General features: G+C 63.0%; 19 protein-coding genes. 4 read left to right on the top strand and 15 right to left on the bottom strand.

All coding sequences use genetic code 11. The annotated features are described in order from the left end of the window. Positions 1-11: 11 nt before the first annotated feature. The 6 genes from ACSQ20_RS07660 to ACSQ20_RS07635 all read right to left on the bottom strand — a co-directional run bounded on the left by ACSQ20_RS07660 (position 12) and on the right by ACSQ20_RS07635 (position 5,492). Positions 12-1,214 carry a tryptophan--tRNA ligase gene (locus tag ACSQ20_RS07660; protein ID WP_436018612.1) on the bottom strand — a complete coding sequence of 401 codons (1,203 nt, stop codon included), beginning with the start codon at positions 1,212-1,214 and terminating at the stop codon, positions 12-14. 4 nt (positions 1,215-1,218) lie between these two features. Beyond that, entirely contained in the window at positions 1,219-1,884 is a 666-nt protein-coding gene (locus tag ACSQ20_RS07655) for a site-2 protease family protein (RefSeq protein WP_436018610.1), read from the bottom strand. 101 nt (positions 1,885-1,985) lie between these two features. Continuing rightward, entirely contained in the window at positions 1,986-2,618 is a 633-nt protein-coding gene (locus ACSQ20_RS07650) for an L-threonylcarbamoyladenylate synthase (protein WP_436018608.1), read from the bottom strand. Between the two features lie 122 nt (positions 2,619-2,740). Further along, positions 2,741-3,571: a 3',5'-nucleoside bisphosphate phosphatase gene (locus ACSQ20_RS07645; RefSeq protein ID WP_436018606.1), complete on the bottom strand. Its 831-nt coding sequence runs from the start codon at positions 3,569-3,571 to the stop codon at positions 2,741-2,743. Positions 3,572-3,653: 82 nt separating this feature from the next. Further along, positions 3,654-4,538 (bottom strand): alpha/beta fold hydrolase, encoded by an 885-nt coding sequence (locus ACSQ20_RS07640; protein WP_436018604.1) that lies wholly within the window; start codon positions 4,536-4,538, stop codon positions 3,654-3,656. A 90-nt stretch (positions 4,539-4,628) separates the two neighbouring features. Beyond that, positions 4,629-5,492, bottom strand: a complete 864-nt coding sequence (locus ACSQ20_RS07635; RefSeq protein WP_436018602.1) for a ferritin-like domain-containing protein — start codon at positions 5,490-5,492, stop codon at positions 4,629-4,631. Between the two features lie 185 nt (positions 5,493-5,677). Between ACSQ20_RS07635 and ACSQ20_RS07630 the strand changes: the two genes are divergently transcribed. Genes ACSQ20_RS07630 through ACSQ20_RS07620 form a run of 3 tightly spaced genes read left to right on the top strand, consistent with a single transcriptional unit; the run spans position 5,678 to position 7,619 of the window. Further along, on the top strand, positions 5,678-6,202 hold the full coding sequence (locus ACSQ20_RS07630) for a gamma carbonic anhydrase family protein (RefSeq protein ID WP_436018600.1): 525 nt from the start codon (positions 5,678-5,680) through the stop codon (positions 6,200-6,202). Positions 6,203-6,254: 52 nt separating this feature from the next. Then, the gene (gene hslO, locus ACSQ20_RS07625) at positions 6,255-7,211 is read left to right on the top strand and encodes an Hsp33 family molecular chaperone HslO (protein ID WP_436022973.1); all 957 of its coding nucleotides are present in this window, start codon (positions 6,255-6,257) and stop codon (positions 7,209-7,211) included. Between the two features lie 15 nt (positions 7,212-7,226). Beyond that, entirely contained in the window at positions 7,227-7,619 is a 393-nt protein-coding gene (locus tag ACSQ20_RS07620; protein ID WP_436018598.1) for a hypothetical protein, read from the top strand. A 43-nt stretch (positions 7,620-7,662) separates the two neighbouring features. Here ACSQ20_RS07620 and ftsB read toward each other — a convergent pair whose 3' ends face one another. From ftsB to ACSQ20_RS07575, 9 genes are all read right to left on the bottom strand, one after another. After that, positions 7,663-8,103: a cell division protein FtsB gene (gene ftsB, locus ACSQ20_RS07615; RefSeq protein WP_436018596.1), complete on the bottom strand. Its 441-nt coding sequence runs from the start codon at positions 8,101-8,103 to the stop codon at positions 7,663-7,665. An 86-nt stretch (positions 8,104-8,189) separates the two neighbouring features. Beyond that, positions 8,190-9,473 carry a phosphopyruvate hydratase gene (gene eno / locus ACSQ20_RS07610; RefSeq protein WP_436018594.1) on the bottom strand — a complete coding sequence of 428 codons (1,284 nt, stop codon included), beginning with the start codon at positions 9,471-9,473 and terminating at the stop codon, positions 8,190-8,192. 132 nt (positions 9,474-9,605) lie between these two features. After that, a complete protein-coding gene (kdsA, locus tag ACSQ20_RS07605; RefSeq protein ID WP_436018592.1) occupies positions 9,606-10,460 on the bottom strand; it encodes a 3-deoxy-8-phosphooctulonate synthase in 855 nt (284 codons plus the stop codon). Then, the gene (locus ACSQ20_RS07600) at positions 10,457-12,118 is read right to left on the bottom strand and encodes a CTP synthase (RefSeq protein ID WP_436018590.1); all 1,662 of its coding nucleotides are present in this window, start codon (positions 12,116-12,118) and stop codon (positions 10,457-10,459) included. The genes kdsA and ACSQ20_RS07600 overlap by 4 nt, the downstream gene beginning before the upstream one ends. A gap of 84 nt (positions 12,119-12,202) precedes the next feature. Beyond that, the gene (locus ACSQ20_RS07595) at positions 12,203-13,006 is read right to left on the bottom strand and encodes an alpha/beta fold hydrolase (protein WP_436018588.1); all 804 of its coding nucleotides are present in this window, start codon (positions 13,004-13,006) and stop codon (positions 12,203-12,205) included. Positions 13,007-13,029: 23 nt separating this feature from the next. Beyond that, positions 13,030-15,657 carry a DNA internalization-related competence protein ComEC/Rec2 gene (locus ACSQ20_RS07590; protein WP_436018586.1) on the bottom strand — a complete coding sequence of 876 codons (2,628 nt, stop codon included), beginning with the start codon at positions 15,655-15,657 and terminating at the stop codon, positions 13,030-13,032. Positions 15,658-15,711: 54 nt separating this feature from the next. Then, positions 15,712-16,500, bottom strand: a complete 789-nt coding sequence (locus ACSQ20_RS07585; protein WP_436018584.1) for a TatD family hydrolase — start codon at positions 16,498-16,500, stop codon at positions 15,712-15,714. A gap of 33 nt (positions 16,501-16,533) precedes the next feature. Next, positions 16,534-17,292 (bottom strand): lipoprotein-releasing ABC transporter ATP-binding protein LolD, encoded by a 759-nt coding sequence (gene lolD, locus ACSQ20_RS07580; protein WP_436018582.1) that lies wholly within the window; start codon positions 17,290-17,292, stop codon positions 16,534-16,536. Next, positions 17,285-18,538: a lipoprotein-releasing ABC transporter permease subunit gene (locus ACSQ20_RS07575; RefSeq protein WP_436018580.1), complete on the bottom strand. Its 1,254-nt coding sequence runs from the start codon at positions 18,536-18,538 to the stop codon at positions 17,285-17,287. The genes lolD and ACSQ20_RS07575 overlap by 8 nt, the downstream gene beginning before the upstream one ends. 103 nt (positions 18,539-18,641) lie before the next feature. Here ACSQ20_RS07575 and ACSQ20_RS07570 point away from each other — a divergent pair, with 103 nt between their 5' ends. Beyond that, the gene (locus ACSQ20_RS07570; protein ID WP_436018578.1) at positions 18,642-19,736 is read left to right on the top strand and encodes a regulator; all 1,095 of its coding nucleotides are present in this window, start codon (positions 18,642-18,644) and stop codon (positions 19,734-19,736) included. The last annotated feature ends 28 nt before the right edge of the window (positions 19,737-19,764 follow it).

Below are 19,764 nucleotides of genomic sequence, written 5' to 3'. Positions count from 1 at the left end.
CCGAAGGTACGTCAGGAGTACGAAAGACCCATGGCCTCGCGGACGTCGCGCATCGTTTCGGTTGCAGACTTGCGCGCCTTGTCGCAGCCGTCGGCGACAATCGCGCGCAGCAGCGATGGATCGTCCATGTACTTCTGGGCGCGTTCGAGCATCGGCTGCTGCTCGCGCAAAATGCCTTCGATCACGGGCTGTTTGCATTCGAGGCAGCCAATTCCGGCCGAACGGCAGCCTTGCTGCACCCACTGGTGCGTAGTCTCGTCGGTGTAGACCTGATGCAGTTGCCAGACGGGGCACTTGTCAGGGTCGCCCGGGTCCGTGCGGCGCACGCGTGCCGGATCGGTCGGCATCGTACGCACCTTCTTCGCGATGGTGTCGGCATCTTCGCGAAGGCCAATGGTATTGCCATACGATTTCGACATCTTTTGACCATCGAGCCCCGGCATGCGCGACGCCTTCGTCAACAGCACCTGCGGCTCGACGAGAATGATCTTGCGCGTCCCTTCGAGATAGCCGAAGAGCCGCTCGCGATCGTTCATCGACAAGCTTTGCGACTCCTGCAGCATTGCCCGAGCCTGCTCGAGCGCTTCGTCGTCGCCTTCCTGCTGGTAAGCGTTGCGCAACTCGTGATAGAGCTTCGCCCGTTTGCCACCCAGTTTTTTCGCCGCATCGAGCGCCTTCTCTTCGAAATCGGCCTCGCGACCGTAGAGATGGTTAAAGCGCCGCGCGATCTCGCGCGTCATCTCGACGTGCGGCACCTGGTCTTCGCCAACAGGAACGAGCGAAGCGCGATGCAGCAGGATGTCGGCCGCCATCAGCACCGGATAGCCAAGGAAGCCATAAGTCGTCAGGTCTTTGTCCTTGAGCTTTTCGATTTGCTCCTTATACGTCGGCACGCGTTCGAGCCAGCCGAGCGGCGCGCTCATGCCGAGCAGCAGCGAGAGCTCCGCATGCTCGGGTACGCGGCTTTGGATGAAGAGCGTTGCCTGCGCCGGGTCGATACCCGCGGCAAGCCAGTCGATCAGCACTTCCCAGACGTTTTTTTCGATGATCTCAGGTGTCTCGTAGTGCGTCGTGAGCGCATGCCAATCGACCACGCAGAACAGGCACGGATATTCGGACTGCAGGCGCACCCAGTTCTTCAGCACACCGTGATAGTGGCCGAGATGGAGCGAACCCGTGGGCCGCATGCCGGAGAAAATGCGATCAGGAAACATGGTGTCAGTTGAAGAGCGAGACGAAAGGGGTCAGGATGGCTGTCAGTGCATCATAGCCGAGTGAGACGAGCGGACTTAGCCAGATCTTCGTCAGGATACCTGTCATGACGAGCGCCATCACGATGAAAAATCCGAACGGCTCGAGTCGCGCAAGACCAATCGCCTGACGCGGCGGCAACAATGCAACAAGCACGCGCCCGCCATCGAGCGGCGGCAGCGGAAACAAATTGAGCACGCCGAGCACGAGATTCACACCCACACCCGCCGCAGCCATGCGCGAGAAAAACGGCTCGTCGACGCCGATCAGCCCGAGGGCTACCCCTGCCACACCCCAAAGCAGCGCCTGTAGGAAATTGCAAGCCGGCCCCGCAAGCGAGACCCAAAGACCGCCCCAGCGCGGACTGCGCAAATTGCCGAAGGCCACCGGCACCGGCTTGGCGTAACCGAACATGAACGAGCCGCCCGTCGCGAAATAAAGCAGCAGCGGAATGGCAATGGTGCCGAGCGGATCGATATGACGCATCGGGTTAAAGGAGACCCGCCCCATCATATAGGCGGTGTTGTCGCCGAGCAGCTTGGCCGCGTAGCCATGCGCCGCTTCGTGCAGCGTAATGGCGAAGATCACCGGCAGCGCGTAGACCGCGATTGTTTGTATCAGAGAGGCATTCATAGCGGGCTATTGTAACAAGGGGGACGGAGCGAAAGCCTCGCTGAATAGATAAATCGGCGGCTCGTCGGGGCGTACCGTCGTGCTGCGTTTCATGCGCCACGTCACGCCGCTTCCAAGCCAAACGGCTCGAGCGAGCCGCGCCCGGCGCGCACGAGAACCGGCTCGTCGCCCGTCAGGTCGATCACCGTGGACGGTTCGCGCGGACATGCGCCACCGTCGATCACGAGATCGACCTGCTTTTCGAGCCGGGCGCGAATGGCCTCTGGGTCGTTGAGCGGGTCGGCATCGGGCGGGAGAATCAGCGTCGTTGCAATAAGCGGCTCGCCCAATGCCTCGAGCAACGCAAGCGTGATCGCATGATCGGGCACACGCAGCCCGATCGTCTTGCGTGACGGATGCGAAAGTCGTCGCGGCACTTCTTTCGTCGCCTGCAGAATGAAGACGTAAGGCCCCGGCGTCACCGATTTGACTCGGCGGAACTGCCGGTTATCGACCATCGCGAACGCAGCCAACTCCGAAAGATCGCGCACGAGCAGCGAAAGATGCTGCCGCTCGTCGAGACCGCGAATCCGTCGCACACGCGTCACGGCGTCTTTGTCGTCGAGCCGACACGCGAGTGCATAGCTCGAATCGGTCGGCAGTGCGATGACGCCGCCGTCCTTGACGATTTCGACGGCGTGCGAAATCAGGCGGGGCTGCGGGTTGTCGGGGTGAATCCGAAAGTATTGGGACATGAAAAGGGTAATCGGTAGACAACGGACGCTGCGCACCGGGTAGCGTCGGCGGCCAAGCGCTGGGAAGACACACCTGCCAAGGCGAGCAGCCAAGCAGCAAGCAAAGACACCGAACGCCCGCGCTAGACGAAACGCTCCCACACCGGCGTGAGATCCGCAGGCAACGGCGGCAGCGAACCGAGTTCGATACGGCCCTCGCCCGGTGCATGGAAATCTGAACCGCGCGACGCCTCGAATCCGAAGCGGCGCGCCACGTCCGCGTATTCACGGTATTGATCGGGCGTGTGCGAGCCCGTCACCACTTCGATTGCCTCGCCGCCCAGGTCGATGAACGCACCAAACAGCGCGTCGAACTCGAGCGGCGTATAGCGATAGCGCCCCGGGTGAGCAATCACCGCTACGCCACCGGCCGCCTTGATCCAAGCCACGGCATCTTCCAGCGCGGCCCAGCGGTGCGGGACGTACCCCGGTTTGCCATCACCGAGAAATCGATCGAACACGTCGGCTGTCGATTGCGCAAACCCTTCATCCACCAGAAAGCGGGCGAAGTGCGTGCGCGAAATCAGATCGGGATTCGAAACGAAGCGCAACGCGCCTTCGTACGCGCCGGGAATGCCGACCGCCTCGAGCGCTGCGGCAATCGCCCGTGCCCGGCCGCTGCGCCCGTGGCGCGTCGCATAAAGCCCGGCGATCAGCGTCGGACAGGCGGGGTCGATGCCGAGCCCGACCACATGCACCGTCTTGCCCGCCCATGTGACCGAAATTTCGACGCCGGGCAGATAACGCATACCGAGCGCCTGCGCCGTAGCACTCGCCTCGGCCTGCCCGCCGATCTCATCGTGATCGGTCAACGCCCAGACCGTCACGCCGCCGGCTTGCGCGCGGCGCGCGACGTCGGCAGGCGCGAGCAGCCCGTCGGATACGTTGGAATGGCAATGCAGATCGGCGTTCATGCTGGCGCGGGGAGGAAACATCTACACATTTTACTGCAATGCGGTGCTTGGCTCCCGTGCACACTCAAATGCTCAAACGCCCTCAAGCACAAAAAGCCTCGATCAGCGCCGCGACCTGCTCTGGTTGATCGTGATGAACCATATGGCCCGCGTCTTCGATCAGTTTTTCTCGCCAGTCGCGAAACGCGCCGAAGCGGGCCTTGAACTCGGCCTCGGGAATGGCGCCGCGCAGCATGCCGAGCGTCGGCGATGCCACTGCCTCGATATGCAGCACCTTCGCGCTGACTCGCGACCAGATCGCCATCACTTCGTCGAGTCGATACAGCAGCGGCCCGTGCAGCTTGTGTGCCGGGTCTGCCAGCAACCGGTAGCGGCCATCGTCGTCGCGCTTGGCCCAATGTTGCGCCAGGAAATGTGCGCGGTCAGCGGCGAGCCGCGGATTGGTTTTCATCAGGCGCGCCGCCACATCCTCGAACGTCGCATACGTTTTCAGCGAAGGCGGCTCGCGCAAATCGTCGAGCCAGCTGGCGAGCCGGCGCGGCGCGTCGGCCGCTTTCGCCGGCGCAAGCCCGAAACCCTCCAAATCGACCACCGTGCGCACGCGGTCGGGTCGCGCGCCCGCATAAAGGCAAACCACGTTGGCACCCATGCTGTGTCCGATGAGGTTGACCTGGCCCGCCGGCGCGTAATGATCGAGCAATGCCTCGAGATCGGCGAGGTACTCATGGAACCAATAATGTCCGCCGCCGCGCTCCGCCACCGGCCATCCGGACAAGCCAAAGCCCCGTGCGTCCGGCGCGATGACCTGCCAGCCGCCGCCAAGCGCGTCGACGACGAATTGGAACGACGCCGAGACGTCCATCCACCCGTGCAACATGAACAGCATCGGCGCGTCGGCATGACCCCAGCGCCGTACGTGCAGCGGTACGCCGCGTACTGTGACGAAGTCGGATTGCGGAGTGTTCATGGCAGGGTTCCGATAAAAACGAATGATCGTTCGATTATATCGGGAGAATCGACGGTTTGTGCAGTGCCGTAACCTGTGCCCGCTCCGACGTCAATCGGCCCGCGGGGGGCAATTCGCGTGACGTTCTTGCGCAATCAATTGATCGAGTTCTGCATCGTCGAAGCCCGCGGCGCGGCGCGCGTCAAAGTTGAACGGGCCACGCAAGCGCGGCGCACGGTACTCGCGCGCCAGCCGAACGTAGGTCTCGTGGGGATCGAGCGCACTGGCGTCGCACAGATGGCGAAACCACCGGTTGCCGATTCGGACATGACCGATTTCGTCGCGCAAGATGACATCGAGAATCGCCGCCGATTCGACGTCGCCTGCCTGCGCGAGCCGCGCGCGAATGGGCGGCGCGGCGTCGAGGCCCCGTGCCTCCAGCGTGCGCGGCACAAGCGCCATGCGAGCGAGCACGTCGTCCCGCGTGCGCTCGCACATCTCCCACAGGCCGTCATGTGCCGGGAAGTCGCCATACGCATGTCCGAATTGTGCAAGCCGGCCGCTCAGTAACGTAAAGTGGTGCGCCTCCTCGGCGGCCACTTGCAGCCAGTCGCCGTAGAACGCTTCGGGCATCTGCGAGAAGCGCCAGAGCGCGTCCAGAGCAAGATTGATCGCATTGAATTCGATATGCGCAAGCGCATGCAGCAGCACGGCGCGTCCCTCAGGCGAGTGCATGCCGCGATGCCCCAGCAGACGCGGCTCGACCAGAGCGGGCTTGGCGGGCCGTCCGGGCAAGCCGTCAGGCTCGACGATTTGTCGATGTGGATCGCAGCGGGCTTGGATCGCGAGCCAATGCGCATGAAGGACGCGGACTGAAGCGGCCTTCGTTGCCGGATCGCACTCGCGCAAAAGCCGTAGTGCGGTGCTGCGAATCTCCTCACCGCGTGGCGAGTCGATATCATCGGAAAACGTCATTGAAGCCAGCGAAGAATAAGTGCATGCGCAAAGTGCACATAGGGCAAAGACGGCGGCGCAATGCCGGAGCGTTTAGAATACGCGATTCGAGGTTGTGCGTTGCCCGGCGCGCGATGCCGGGCGGCCATTGTACTTCGGCGCACGGCGTCGGCAATCGACTCCGGGCCGCTGAATTGGAGACATTTGTGGCGATGTACAAGTTGGGCGAGCACGCCCCGACAATTCACGAAACGGTCTTCGTGGCCGATACCGCGTCCATCATCGGACAAGTCACGCTGAAGGAAAACGCCAGCGTCTGGTTCGGTGCGTCGCTGCGCGCCGACAACGAGCCAATTCGCATCGGCGCAGGCACCAATATCCAGGAAGGCGCCGTTCTCCATACCGATCCGGGCTATCCGCTCGAAATCGACGCCAATGTCACCGTTGGCCATCAGGCAATGCTGCACGGCTGCACCGTTCGGGAAGGTGCGCTGATCGGCATTCAAGCCGTTGTCTTGAATGGAGCAGTAATCGGCCGCAACTGCCTGGTCGGCGCGGGCGCCGTCGTCACGGAAGGAAAATCGTTTCCCGAACGCACGCTCATTCTTGGAGCGCCCGCTAAAGCTGTGCGGGAGCTGACCGACGAGGAAGTCGCCCGTTTGGCGCAAAGCGCGGCAAGCTATATCGCACGCCGCGAGCTGTACAAGGCACAGCTCGTACGCATCGGTTGATGCGGCTGCCGGCGCCGCTGGCATGAAATTGAAGGAACCGAAGGAAGAAGTTGTGGACGACCATTTACAAAAATTCATGTTCAGCACCGCACCGGTGCGCGGTGAGATCGTTTCACTGCGCAACACCTGGCAAGAAGTGCTGACGCGCCGCCAATATCCGGAGTCCGTGCGCGAGGTCCTCGGTGAAATGATGGCCGCGTGCGCGCTACTGTCGGCGAACCTCAAATTCGACGGCACACTCATCATGCAAATCTTCGGCGATGGCCCCGTCAAAATGCTCGTGGTCCAATGCAGCTCGGAACTCACGATGCGCGCCACCGCGAAGTTTTCGGCGGACCTGGAGGCTGATGCTGCTGCGGGCAGGCGCATGCCGTTCGCCGAATTGCTGAATGCCAACGGCCAGGGCCGGTGCGTCATTACGCTCGATCCGCAAAATCGTCACCCGGGGCAGCAACCCTATCAAGGCATCGTGCCACTGGCCGGCGAGAACGGGCCGCTGCAATCCATCGCCGAGGTGCTCGAGCACTACATGCACCACTCGGAACAACTCGACACGCGGCTGTGGCTGGCAGCCAATACGGACCGAGCCGTCGGCATGCTGCTGCAAAAGCTGCCCGGCGACGGCGGGATCGTTCCGCATCCCGGCGAACACGATGCCGATACATGGGCACGCGTATGCGTCCTCGGCGCGACACTCTCGCACGACGAGCTTCTGAAGGAAGATCCGCAGACGCTTTTCAAGCGCCTGTTCTGGCAGGAAAACGTGCAGCATTTCGCACCGGCACTCGCTCGTTTCGAGTGCAGTTGCTCGCGAGAAAAAGTAGGCTCCATGCTGAAGATGCTCGGACGCGAGGAAGTTGATAGCGTCATCGACGAACACGGACACGTCGAGATTCACTGCGAGTATTGCAATCAGCGCTACGAATTCGATCCCGTCGATGTCATGCAGCTCTTTGCCGCCAGCGGGCTCGCGGCCGGCGTGACGCCCGCGGCTTCGCAACGCCACTGACTGCCGGAGGTTGATATGAACGCAATCGTCAAGCGCTCGCGGGCGAACGGCATCACGCGATGTGTCACCGCGAAGCTCGTCTGCTCGCTTGCCGCTGCGGCCGCGCTATCGGCTTGCGTGGTTGCGCCGCCGCCCGGCCCCATTCTGAGCCGGCTGCCACCCGATGCACCAGGCGCCGCCGAATCCGCGCGTCCCCTCACGCAAGCGGAAAAGAAGCGCTACGACGAAATCGACAAACAAGTGCTAAGGGAACAGGAGGCGGCGATAGCCGAGGAAAGCTGGGCACGCTATTACAGCTACACGCCGTATTACGCCCCCGTGGTCCCCGCCTATGGTTATGGTGGCTACTACAACGGTGGGGGCATCGGCTATTACAGCCCGGGTTTTTATCCCGGTTGGTGGTGGTAGCAGCGGAGCTAATTGCTACCAACTATCGACTATCGTCCACTGTCTATTGCCGACTTTTGTCGGCACCGTGCTTCTTGCCGGCGCGGTCGTCCTTGCCGCGCGACTTCGCGCGCGAGACGGGGTTCGGAACAACACTGACTGGCGCTGAAGACACCTCACCCCGCGTCGAGGTACCGCTGGCCGGCACCGGCGCCAGCGCGCTCGCGGGCGTGTTGGGCGAAATGAACTGCACGAAAACTTCGCCGTCTTTCACCATGCCCATTTCGTAACGGGCTCGCTCCTCGACAGCGGCCGTGCCGCCTTGAAGATCCTGCACTTCCCCTTCGATTCGTTGATTGCGCACCTTGGCATCGGCATTTTTTTGCGCCTGCGCGGCAAGCGCCTGCCGCAATTCGTGCACACGCAGCCATCCGCCATGTCCCCACCAGAGCGGATACTGAATCAGCACGAGCAGGACGACGAGAACGACAGTAACGAGCCGCATGCGAGAAAACGCCGTAAATTCAAAGCCGCCCCGTGCGACTGCACGAGGCGGCAAGCGAAACCATCAATGAGAAAAAAACAGGGACGTCAACGCAGATTGTAAAAGGTCGACTTGCCCGGATAGCTCGCGATATCACCGAGATCCTCCTCGATGCGCAACAGTTGGTTGTACTTCGAGATACGGTCGCTACGCGAAAGCGAACCGGTCTTGATCTGCCCGGCGTTGAGACCAACGGCGATATCGGCGATCGTCGAATCCTCTGTTTCACCCGAGCGATGGGAAATCACTGCCGTGTAACCGGCACGCTTGGCCATTTCGATCGCAGCGAACGTTTCGGTCAGCGTACCGATCTGGTTGATCTTGATCAGGATCGAGTTGGCAATACCTTTGTCGATGCCTTCCTTCAAGATGCGCGTGTTGGTCACGAAGAGATCGTCGCCGACGAGCTGAATCTTCTTGCCGAGGCGGTCCGTCAACAACTTCCAGCCGCTCCAGTCGCTTTCGTGCATGCCGTCTTCGATCGAGACGATCGGGAATTTGTCGGCCAACGTGGCGAGGTAGTCGGTGAATTCGGCCGACGACAACTGCAGCCCTTCACCAGCAAGCTGATACTTGCCGTCGTGATAGAACTCGCTCGCCGCGCAATCGAGCGCCAGCAGCACGTCCTCACCGGCGCGGTAGCCCGCCTTTTCAATCGCTTGGAGAATCGTCGACAGGCATTCGTCGTTGCTGCCGAAGTTCGGAGCAAAACCGCCCTCGTCGCCCACCGCCGTGCTCATGCCCCGGTCGCTCAGAATCTTCTTCAACGCGTGGAACACTTCCGCCCCGCAGCGCAATGCCTCGCGGAATGTCGGCTGGCTCACCGGCACGATCATGAATTCCTGGATGTCGAGGCTGTTGTTCGCATGCGCGCCACCGTTGACGATGTTCATCATCGGGACTGGCAGTTGCATCGCGCCCGAGCCGCCGAAATAGCGATAAAGCGGCAACCCGGCTTCTTCAGCGGCCGCCTTGGCTACGGCCATCGAAACGGCCAGCATCGCGTTGGCGCCAAGGCGCGATTTGTTGTCGGTGCCGTCGAGTTCGAGCAGCGTCTTGTCGAGGAAAGCCTGTTCAGAAGCGTCGAGGCCCATGATCGCTTCGGAAATCTCGGTGTTGATATGCTCGACAGCCTTGAGCACACCTTTACCGCCGTACCGGCCGGTTTCGCCGTCGCGCAGTTCGATGGCCTCGCGCGAACCCGTCGATGCGCCCGAAGGCACCGCGGCGCGGCCCATCGTGCCCGACTCGAGCAACACATCGCATTCGACGGTCGGGTTGCCGCGCGAATCCAGAATTTCGCGGCCGATGATATCTACGATTGCACTCATGATTTCCTCTAGAAATGAAGTTGAATTTCGCTTCTTCTATGTGGTTCGTGGTTCTGCTTGTTCTTCATGTGCCGCGGCGGATGCGTCGCCTCGCCCTGCACGATGCATGCATCCGCGGCCAACATGTATCGGTCAGTTGAAATCGCCTTCCAGCAACGGCACACGCTTGACGACGGTGTCGAGCGCGACCAGCGTTTCGAGCAACTCGGCCATGCGCTTGAGCGGCACCGCATTCGGGCCATCCGACATCGCGCAGGCCGGGTCGGGATGCGTCTCCATGAAGAGCCCAGCTACGCCCACCGCTACGGCCGCGCGCGAGAGCACCGGGACGAATTCGCGCTGGCCGCCCGAACTCGTGCCCTGCCCGCCTGGCAGTTGCACCGAGTGCGTCGCATCGAATACAACCGGCGCATTCGTTTCGCGCATGATCGCAAGCGAGCGCATGTCGGAGACGAGATTGTTGTAGCCGAACGAAACACCGCGCTCGCAAGCGAGGAAGCGGTCGTCCGACAAGCCGGCCTCGCGCGCCGCTTCGCGTGCCTTGTCGATGACGTTTTTCATGTCATGCGGCGCCAGGAACTGCCCTTTCTTGATGTTGACGGGCTTGCCCGAGCGCGCGCAGGCGTGAATGAAATCGGTCTGACGGCACAAAAACGCCGGTGTTTGCAACACGTCGACGACAGCCGCAACCGCGTCGATCTCCTCGATCGAATGAACGTCGGTCAGCACCGGAACGTTCAACTGACGCTTCACTTCGCCGAGGATGCGCAAACCTTCGTCCATGCCCAAGCCGCGAAACGATTTGCCCGAACTGCGATTGGCCTTGTCATACGACGATTTGTAGATAAACGGCACACCGAGGTTCGCGCAGATTTCCTTCAGACTGCCGGCCGTATCGATCGTCATCTGCTCCGATTCGACGACACAGGTTCCCGCAATCAGGAAAAAACGCTTGTCGAGGCCGACTTCGAAATCGCACAGCTTCATGCCTTCTCCTCGACACGCGCCTGCTGACACGCCAGCGCCGCTTCGACGAATGATTTGAAAAGCGGATGCCCGTCGCGCGGCGTCGACGTGAACTCGGGGTGGAACTGCACGCCGACGAACCACGGATGCATGTCGCGTGGCAATTCCATCATTTCGGGCAGGTCCTCGCTCGGCGTGCGCGCGCTGATGACGAGACCGCCCGCCTCAAGTTGCGGCACATAGCGGTTGTTGACCTCGTAACGATGCCGATGGCGTTCGCTCACATCCTTGCCGTAGATGGCTTGCGCCATGGTGCCCGGCTTGATTGGGCAGCGTTGCGAACCCAGACGCATCGTGCCGCCGAGGTCGGATTCTTCCGTGCGCTTTTCGACACGGCCTTCGCGGTCGTACCACTCGGTGATGAGCGCCACGACACGGTGCGGCGTGTGCGGATCGAATTCGGTGCTGTTCGCATCTTTGAGGCCGACGACGTCGCGCGCGAATTCGATGACGGCGAGTTGCATGCCGAGACAGATGCCGAGATACGGCACCTTGGCTTCGCGGGCATAGCGGATCGCCGCAATCTTGCCTTCCGTGCCGCGTCGCCCGAAGCCGCCCGGCACGAGCACCGCGTCCAGATGCGCGAGGCTCGCGACGCCTTCTTGTTCGATTTGCTCGGAATCGATGTATTCGATGTTGACCTTCGTCGACGTATGCACCGACGCATGACGCAGCGCTTCGATCAACGATTTGTACGACTCCGTCAGATCGACATACTTGCCGACCATGCCGATCGTCACTTCGTGCAACGGATGTTCGAGCTTATCGACGATGTCGGCCCATACCGACAGGTTCGCAGGCTTCGGCGAAAGCTTCAGCTCGTCGCAAATGATGTTATCGAGCCCTTGGTCGTGCAGCATCTGCGGAATTTTATAGATGCTGTCGACGTCCCACACCGAGATGACGGCGTCTTCGGGAACGTTCGAAAAGAGTGAGATCTTCTTGCTCTCGTCATCGGGAATCGGGCGATCGGCGCGGCACAGCAGCACATGCGGCGAAATACCGATTTCGCGCAGCTTTTGCACGCTGTGCTGGGTCGGCTTCGTCTTGAGTTCGCCGGCCGTCGCGATGTACGGCACGAGCGTCAGGTGCACGAAGCAAGCGCTATTGCGCCCGAGACGCAAGCTCATTTGCCGCGCTGCTTCGATAAACGGCAGCGATTCGATATCGCCGACCGTTCCGCCAATTTCGACGATGGCCACATCCGGTTCGCCGCAGGTGGCCGAGGCCGCGCCACGCTCGATGAAGGCTTGAATCTCGTTCGTGATGTGCGGAATGACCTGCACCGTCTTGCCGAGATAATCGCCGCGGCGCTCCTTGCGAATCACTGACTCGTAAATCTGGCCCGTCGTGAAATTGTTGGCACGGCGCATCTTGGTGCTGATGAAGCGCTCATAGTGCCCGAGGTCCAAATCCGTTTCCGCACCATCTTCGGTCACGAACACTTCGCCGTGCTGAAACGGGCTCATCGTGCCGGGGTCGACGTTGATGTAGGGATCGAGCTTTAGGAGGGTGACTTTGAGGCCGCGCGATTCGAGGATCGCGGCGAGGGAGGCGGCGGCAATGCCCTTGCCAAGGGACGACACTACGCCGCCGGTGACGAAAACATATTTAGTCATCGCTGAATGCTCGCGGGAAAAACGGATTATACCGTAAAGGCCCACGCGATCCGCATTCGAAACGAGCGCCGCCGTCCTCCCGCCTTAGCCTTCCGGGTGCAGTGCCCGCAGCATGCGCTGCACGGCGCGCGCTGTCTCGATCGGCTTTTCCATCGGGAAAAGATGAGTGCCCTCGAGCCACTCGATCCGCCCACCGGTTGCACGCCGCGTCGCTTCGAGACCCACTTGCCGTACCTCCTTCGAATGGGTTCCCGCAATGAAGCCGACCGGCACGTGCACACCGTGCGCGAGCCGGGCACCTAGCGTGCGCGGCAGCGTCCGATAAATGAAGTATTCGATCTGCCGATCGAATGCGAGCATGCGCGTGCCGTCGACCGTTGTTTGGGGAATACCGAAATCGATGTAATCGGACAGCATCCGCTCGTCCCAACGGGCGAAAGCGGGCTTCACGTGAAAGTGCCGCCAGGCCTCGTCGCGGCTCGCCCATTGCGTGCGACGCGTGCGCGTGGCCGCCGCGGGCGAAAGGCGTTCGTCGAGACCCGTCCATTGCGACACGCGCAGCACACTCGCGCGCCATCCGGCCACGACAGGGGAATCGAGCATCACGACACCGCGCACCCACTGCGGCCGCTTGAGCGCGGCCATCAGCGACAAATAGCCGCCCAGCGAATGGCCGACCAGCCATACCGGCTTTTCGTAACGCTGGCCGATGTCGTCGAGCAGCGCTTCGACGAGATGCGGCCAATCGCTCGTGACCGGGTAGCGCGGATCGTGGCCGATACGCTCGATGTAACGGACGTCGTAACCGTCGGACAGCTCGGCGAAGATGGTCCGGTAGGTTGATGCCGGAAAACCGTTTGCATGCGAAAAGTGGATGATTTCTTTCAACTTTGGCTGCCTCCTCGTTTTCGTCATTCGCGCGGCCAGCGGTCCATCCAGTAGCGACGATGGGTATCGCGGTAACGCTCGAGGATCGGCACACCCGCCTCGAGCTCGACTCGCACAGCGCCATCGCGGTCTGTTCGCGCGAGTTCGATGCCGCGCGCGGCAAACCGCGCCCATACGCCGGCATGGGGATGCCCGAAGCGATTGCGATAGCCTACCTGAAATACCGCCGCGCGCGGATTTACCGAATCGAGGAAGGGCTCGGTCGACGAAGTCTTGCTGCCGTGATGCGCGACGACGAGCACGTCGGCTTGCAGTGCATCGGGCACGCGCAGGCGCAGGGTGTGTTCGATCGACGCGTCGATGTCGCCCGTCAATAGCGCACTCAAGCCGCTTGCCGTCACTTTCAACACGCACGATTGCGCATTCGTCGATTGGGCCGGCAGCGGCCCGGGGTCGGGCCAGAGCACCGCGAATTCGACGCCATCCCAGCGCCAGCGTTGACCGGCCGCACAGCGCAGCGTCTCAGCCTCGCGCGCTTGCGCATTCGCCCATAGCGGGTTCGACGCCGGCAGACTGCCCAGCAGTTGCCGCACGCGCGCCGCATCGAGCACCGCCGGCGCCCCACCCGCGTGGTCAGCATCGGCATGGCTCACGACGAGCGTGTCGAGCACGGGCACCCCGTTGGCATGCAAGTAAGGCCCGACGATGCGCTCGCCCGCGTGCGTCGATTCGGGCCCCGGGCCGGTATCGAATAACAGGGCGTGCCGCGCCGTTTCGACGAGTATCGCTGAGCCTTGGCCGACGTCTAGCGCCGTCAGCCGAAACGTACCAGCCGGCGGCCCGACGGGCGGCGGCAACGCAAGCGGCAGCCAGGCGAGCGGCGCGGCAAACCGCAGCGGCCAGCCCCGCGGCATCAGGCACCAGAACACTCCGAGACCCGCCGACACCATTGCCCATGCCGACGGACGTGCCAGACGCCACTCGGCCCATGGCTGGTCCGAGAGCCTCTGCAACCAGCGCATCAGCGGAGCCAATAACGCATGCGCAAGTTCGAACGCAACCGCATCGAGCGGTGCCGGCAGCGCGATGCCGACGAGCACAACCGGCGTGACCGCGAAGCTGACCCATGGCACGGCAAGCGCGTTCGCGAGCGGGCCCGCCAGCGATATCTGCGAAAACCAGAAAGCCGTCAGCGGCGCGAGTCCGAGCGCCACCGCGTATTGCGCGCGTGAAGCTGCCATCACCGTCTCCCGCGCGCTATCGAGGCGTGTGCCGATTGCCTGACGCCACGTGCGCCGACGCGTTGCCTTCGCGCTTGCTGCGGCGTTTGGCGGGTCGGCGTCGGGGCCCCAGGGGTCGTCCGCTTCTTGACCCGCTTCTTCGTCCGCTTCTTGGTCCGGTTTTTTGCGTTTTCGCAGACGCGCATGCATGGCGAATGAAATGACGGTCACGGCACCGAACGACAGCCAGAAACCGGCCGAGACGACGGCCCAGGGATCGACGACCAGCACCAGCGCCGCAGCCCACGCGAGCACGATCAAGGGCGCCAGACTGCGCCCGAGCGCAAACGCGACGCTGACCACGATCAGCATCCACAGCGCGCGCTGCGCCGGCACGTTGAAACCGGCGAGCGCCGCATAGCCCGCCGCGCAAAGTGTGCCGGCCAGCACGGCGACAAATGGCGTCGGCGCAATGAGAGGCCACTCGCGCATGCCCCGACGCGCGAGCACCGCCCCTATCAGACACGAGCGACGCCAGAGCCAGCCGGCCAGCGCCGCACCAATGCCGGCGACAAAGCCGATATGCAGCCCCGAGATGGCCACGAGGTGGCTCGTGCCGGTACGCTGCAACGCGAGCCGGTCCGACGCGCTGACGGCTTCTTGTGCGCCGATTGCCAGCGCCAAGACAATGCCGCGATGCGCCGCACCGCCGAGCGCCTGATCGATGCGTTTGGCGAGCGCGAGGCGCCCGCGATCGATCATCGATCCAATGCCGTTCTCGGTGCCAGGCAGACGGCGCGCGCGCGCCGGCGAAGCGACGTAGCCCGCCGCTCGGGCGCCGCGTGCGATCAGCGAAGCTTCCGTATCGCGCGCGCCGAAGTTCGCGTTGCCGTGCGGCCGCTTAAGACGTACGGCAAGCCGCCAACGCTGGCCCGGAACGAGCTCGGGCACACCGCCGCCGCGGCGGTCGACCCAGTTCAGCTGCACGACGCTAGGAAAGCCGGCAATGCCGGTCTCGCGCAGCACATGGTCAGCATCGACCGCGAACAAGAAGCGGGCACTGCTGCGCTCGCGCACCGGCAGACCGCGAATGGCACCCTCGAGTTCGACCTCGCGCCCCTCCCATGCCAATGGCAGCGCCTCGCGCAGCCGCAACTCGCCACGCCAGGCAGCATAGCCATATCCAACGAGAAACGCAGCGAGCGCCAACCCGCCTAAACGCACAATGCGCAACGTGCGCGAGGCGTACGAAGTGGACTGCAACGCGGCAGCTCGCCCATGGCGCGCCGAGCGAAAGCTCGTTACGACTACCAGCGCAATTGCCGCGCACCAGACAAGCGCACCGATCCACCATGCGAGCACACCAGGCAACGCGGCCCGCTGCTGCAGCATGATTACGCCGAGCACGAAAGCGCCGAGCACGACCCGCATTCACCCTCCTCCAACGCGCGCACTCGCATCGCAAGCGCGCAATCGATCGGACGATTATGAAGACGAAAGTGCGAGGCGCGGCAGCGCCGCGTAAGCGTTAGCCGTTGTGTCTACGGCCAATTGGTCGAGCCCGATGCCGCGCAATTCGGCAATCACCGCGCCGATACGGGCTGTTTGATCGGGAGTGTTGCGTGCTTTATAGCGCCACGCCGGCGCAATATCGGGTGCATCGGTTTCGACAACGATTGCGTGTAGCGGCAACTGCGTTGCCAGCCGACGAATCTGACGGGCGCGCTCGAACGTCACATTGCCGCCGAATCCCAAACGCATGCCGTGATCGATGAAAGCGTGCGCCTGCTGAAAGCTGCCGTTGAACGCATGCGCAATGCCCTGCGTGACGCCGCTGCGGCGTAACCCCTTCAATACAGCGTCCTGCGACTTGCGAACGTGGCAAATCACCGGCAGCGCGAATTCGCGCGCGAGCCGCAATTGCCCTTCGTAGAAGAAACGCTGCCGTACATCGTCGAGCCCGGGTACGAAATAATCGAGGCCGATTTCACCAATGCCGACGAAGCGCGGGTCGTCAAGACTCGCCTCGATCTCGCGGCGTAACGCATCGAGATCGTCGTCGCTCGCTTCTCGCGTGAATAGCGGATGAATGCCGAGCGCATAGGTGCCGCCGTCGAAGCGATGCGCGAGCGCACGCACGATCGCGAAGTTTGCGCGCGCCACCGCCGGAATCACGATGCGCGAGACGCCCGCTTGCTCCGCCGCTTGCGCAACGGCGTCGCGGTCGGCATCGAATTCGGCTGCATCGAGATGGCAGTGTGTATCGATCCACATAGCTCGCTCGCTGGCATGCGCCCGTGCGCCGCGCTACACGGGCACCGACGGGTCTTCGCGCAAAATCCCGTCGCGCAGCCGCAGCGTGCGGTCACAACGTGCCGCGAGATCGGGGTCATGCGTCACGATGACGAAGCTGGTCTGCAGCCGCTCCGACAACTCGAGCATCAGGTTGAAAACCGTATCGGCCGTGCCGCCATCGAGATTGCCAGTGGGCTCGTCGGCCAGCACGCAGGCGGGCTTCGTCACCAACGCACGCGCGATTGCAACGCGCTGCCGCTCGCCGCCCGAGAGTTCCCCGGGCCGATGCTTGGCACGATGCGCAAGACCGACGCGCTCCAACATCGTCATTGCTTCGCGGCGGGCTGCCTCGCTCGCCAAGCGCCTTATACGCAGTGGCATCGCCACGTTATCGAGCGCGCTGAACTCGGGCAACAGGTGATGGAACTGATAGACGAAACCCAGCGCACGATTGCGCAAATCATTGCGCTCGCGTTCGGCCAGTTCGGTAAACGGCTTGCCGAGTAACGACACCCTGCCGGCACTTGGCTCGTCGAGCCCGCCGAGCACATGCAGCAGCGTGCTCTTGCCGGAGCCCGATGCGCCGACGATCGCCAGCTTTTCGCCACGCCGCACGGTCAGTTCCGCACCGTTCAGCACCTGGACATTCAGGCCGCCTTGCACAAAGGTCTTCGAAACCGCGACCGCTTCGAGCACGCATTCGCCACTATGGGGCCGCTGTGGGGAGGCCTCGCCGGCCGTCGTCGATGAGTCGGTCATGAGTTCACTCATAGCGCAGCGCCTCCGCCGGCCGAACCTTCGCGCCGCGCCAGCTCGGATAAAGCGTGGCGAGCGCCGACAACACGAACGCGATCAGGCCGATCCGGATGACGTCTGCGGGCACGAGTTCGGATGGCAACTCGCTGATGAAGTACACCGACGGGGGCAAAAACTGTACGCCGAGCAGGTGTTCGATCATCGGCACGAGCCACGGAATGCTCCAGGCAATCAGCGTGCCGAGTGCGACGCCCGTCGCCGTGCCGACGAACCCGATCGTCACACCTTGCACGACGAAGATTTTCATGATCGACCCAGGCTGCGCACCGAGCGTGCGCAAGATGGCGATATCGGCCTGTTTGTTCGTGACAGTCATCACCAGCGAGGACACGAGATTGAACGCCGCCACCGCGATGATCAGCGTCAAGATGATGAACATCATCCGCTTTTCGATCTTCACCGCCGAGAACCAGGTCTTGTTCTGCTGTGTCCAGTCGCGAATGTAGAGGTCGCCCGACAACGTGCGTGCGAGTTCGTGCGCCACGCGCGGGGCCTGCTGCATGTCCTTGAGCCGCAGCCGGACGCCCGTCGGCGCATTGAGCCGAAAGAGCGCCTGCGCGTCGCGAATATTCACGAGTGCAAGCGAGCTGTCGTATTCGTAATGTCCCGACTGAAACACACCCGCTACCGTGAACTGCTTGAGCCGAGGCAGCATGCCCGCCGGCGTCATTGAACCCTCGGGGGCAACGAGCGTGATCTTGTCGCCGATGGTCACGCCGAGCGCTTCGGCCAAGTCCGCACCGAGCACGATGTTGAATTGGCCTGGCACGAGATCGGTGAGCCGCCCCGCTTTCATTTCCTTACCGATATCAGACACCTGCGGCTCGAGCGCGGGGTCGACACCGCGTAATGCGACACCGCTCACCGCTTCCTGCCGCGTGAGCAAAGCTTGCGCGTCGACATAGGGGGCCGCGCCGATCACCTCGGGATTGCGGCGCGCCTCTTGGGCTGTCAGTTGCCAATCGGGCATCGTGCCGTTCGGCGAAAAGACCTGCACGTGGGCCAGCACCGACAGCATGCGGTCGCGCACCTCTTTCTGAAAGCCGTTCATGACCGACAGCACGACGATCAGCGCAGCCACGCCCAGCGCAATGCCCGACATCGAGACGAGCGCAATGAACGAAATGAAGCCGTTGCCCGTTGTCCGTTTGCTGGCGCGCGTATAGCGCCAGCCGATTTGCCATTCGTAGGGGAATTTCAAGCGAGTCCTTAAATCCGTTTCTCATCGACATTTCCTTCGGCGCAATGCACATGGACATGGCGTACCGCGGAAGGTGCCGATCAAGCGCGCAGTTTGCCATACAATGCGCACCATCATGCACGCCAAACGCCTTCATTTGCTGCTGCCATTCGCCTTGCCGGCGGTTGCTGACGCCGCGAGCGCATTACACGCGCTGCAAAGCCCCGCGCTCGACAAGCTGCTCGCTCGCGCCACGCTCGTCGAGCGGGTGGCCGGCGAAGACTTTCAGCGCACCTTGCCGCACGAGCGTTGGATCGCGCGCCAATTCGGTGCAGTGGCATCGAGCGCTGCCGATGAAGCGCCGCTCGCGCCCTATATGCTGCTCGCCGATGGCGGCACGCCGGGCGACGCCGTCTGGGCTTGCGTCGAGCCGGTTCATATTCGCGTTGCGCACGACCACCTTGTTTTGCTCGACCCCGCCTCGCTCTCGCTGGCGGACGAAGACGCGCTGGCGCTCTTCGCCGTCGCCCAACCGCTCGTGCAAGAACTCGGCGTGCGTATAGAGGCGCCGACACCTAAACGCTGGTACTTGTCGGGCGAGACGCTGAGCCGGCTCGCAAGCGCGTCGCCGCAGCGCGCAAGCGGGCGCAGCATCGAAATCTGGCTGCCGCACGATGCTCATACGGGCCAGCGCTCGCGCGCCTGGATGAAGCTGCAAAACGAAGTGCAAATGGCCTGGTTCGAGCACCCCGTCAACGAGGCGCGGGAGGCGCGCGGCCTCGCACCCGTCAATTCGCTCTGGCTGCATGGGCACGGTGCCGCTCAGCCGGTGAAGAGCCCCTTCGGACGGGTGTTTTCGAACGCCGCCGCGACGCGTGGGCTCGCGCTCGCGGCCGGCGTGGAAGCTTCGATGGCCCCTTCGGCATTGCGCGCCCTGCCTGCCACGAACAACGCAACAGCAACGAATAGCACGACGCTCGTCGAACTCGATGCGTTCGCCACCCCGTTCGTTCAGCAGGATTGGCAGAACTGGAGCACCGCGCTGGCCGGGCTCGAACGCGAGTGGTTCGCACCGGTGCTGGCGGCACTGCGGGCCGGCGAACTCGATGCGCTTGTCGTGACGCTGGCCGGCGATACCAGCTCCGTGACGCTCAGCGCCACACGGTCGGACCTGCGCCGGTTCTGGCGTCACCGCGTGCTGGCCTCCCTTTTCGAATGACCGGCGGCTGCGGTTGCCATACGACTGA

The organism is Trinickia sp. LjRoot230 (assembly GCF_964253315.1).
GTDB lineage: Bacteria > Pseudomonadota > Gammaproteobacteria > Burkholderiales > Burkholderiaceae > Trinickia.
The sequence above is the reverse complement of the archived record's forward strand: the minus strand, read 5'-3'. Positions and strand labels throughout refer to the sequence as shown.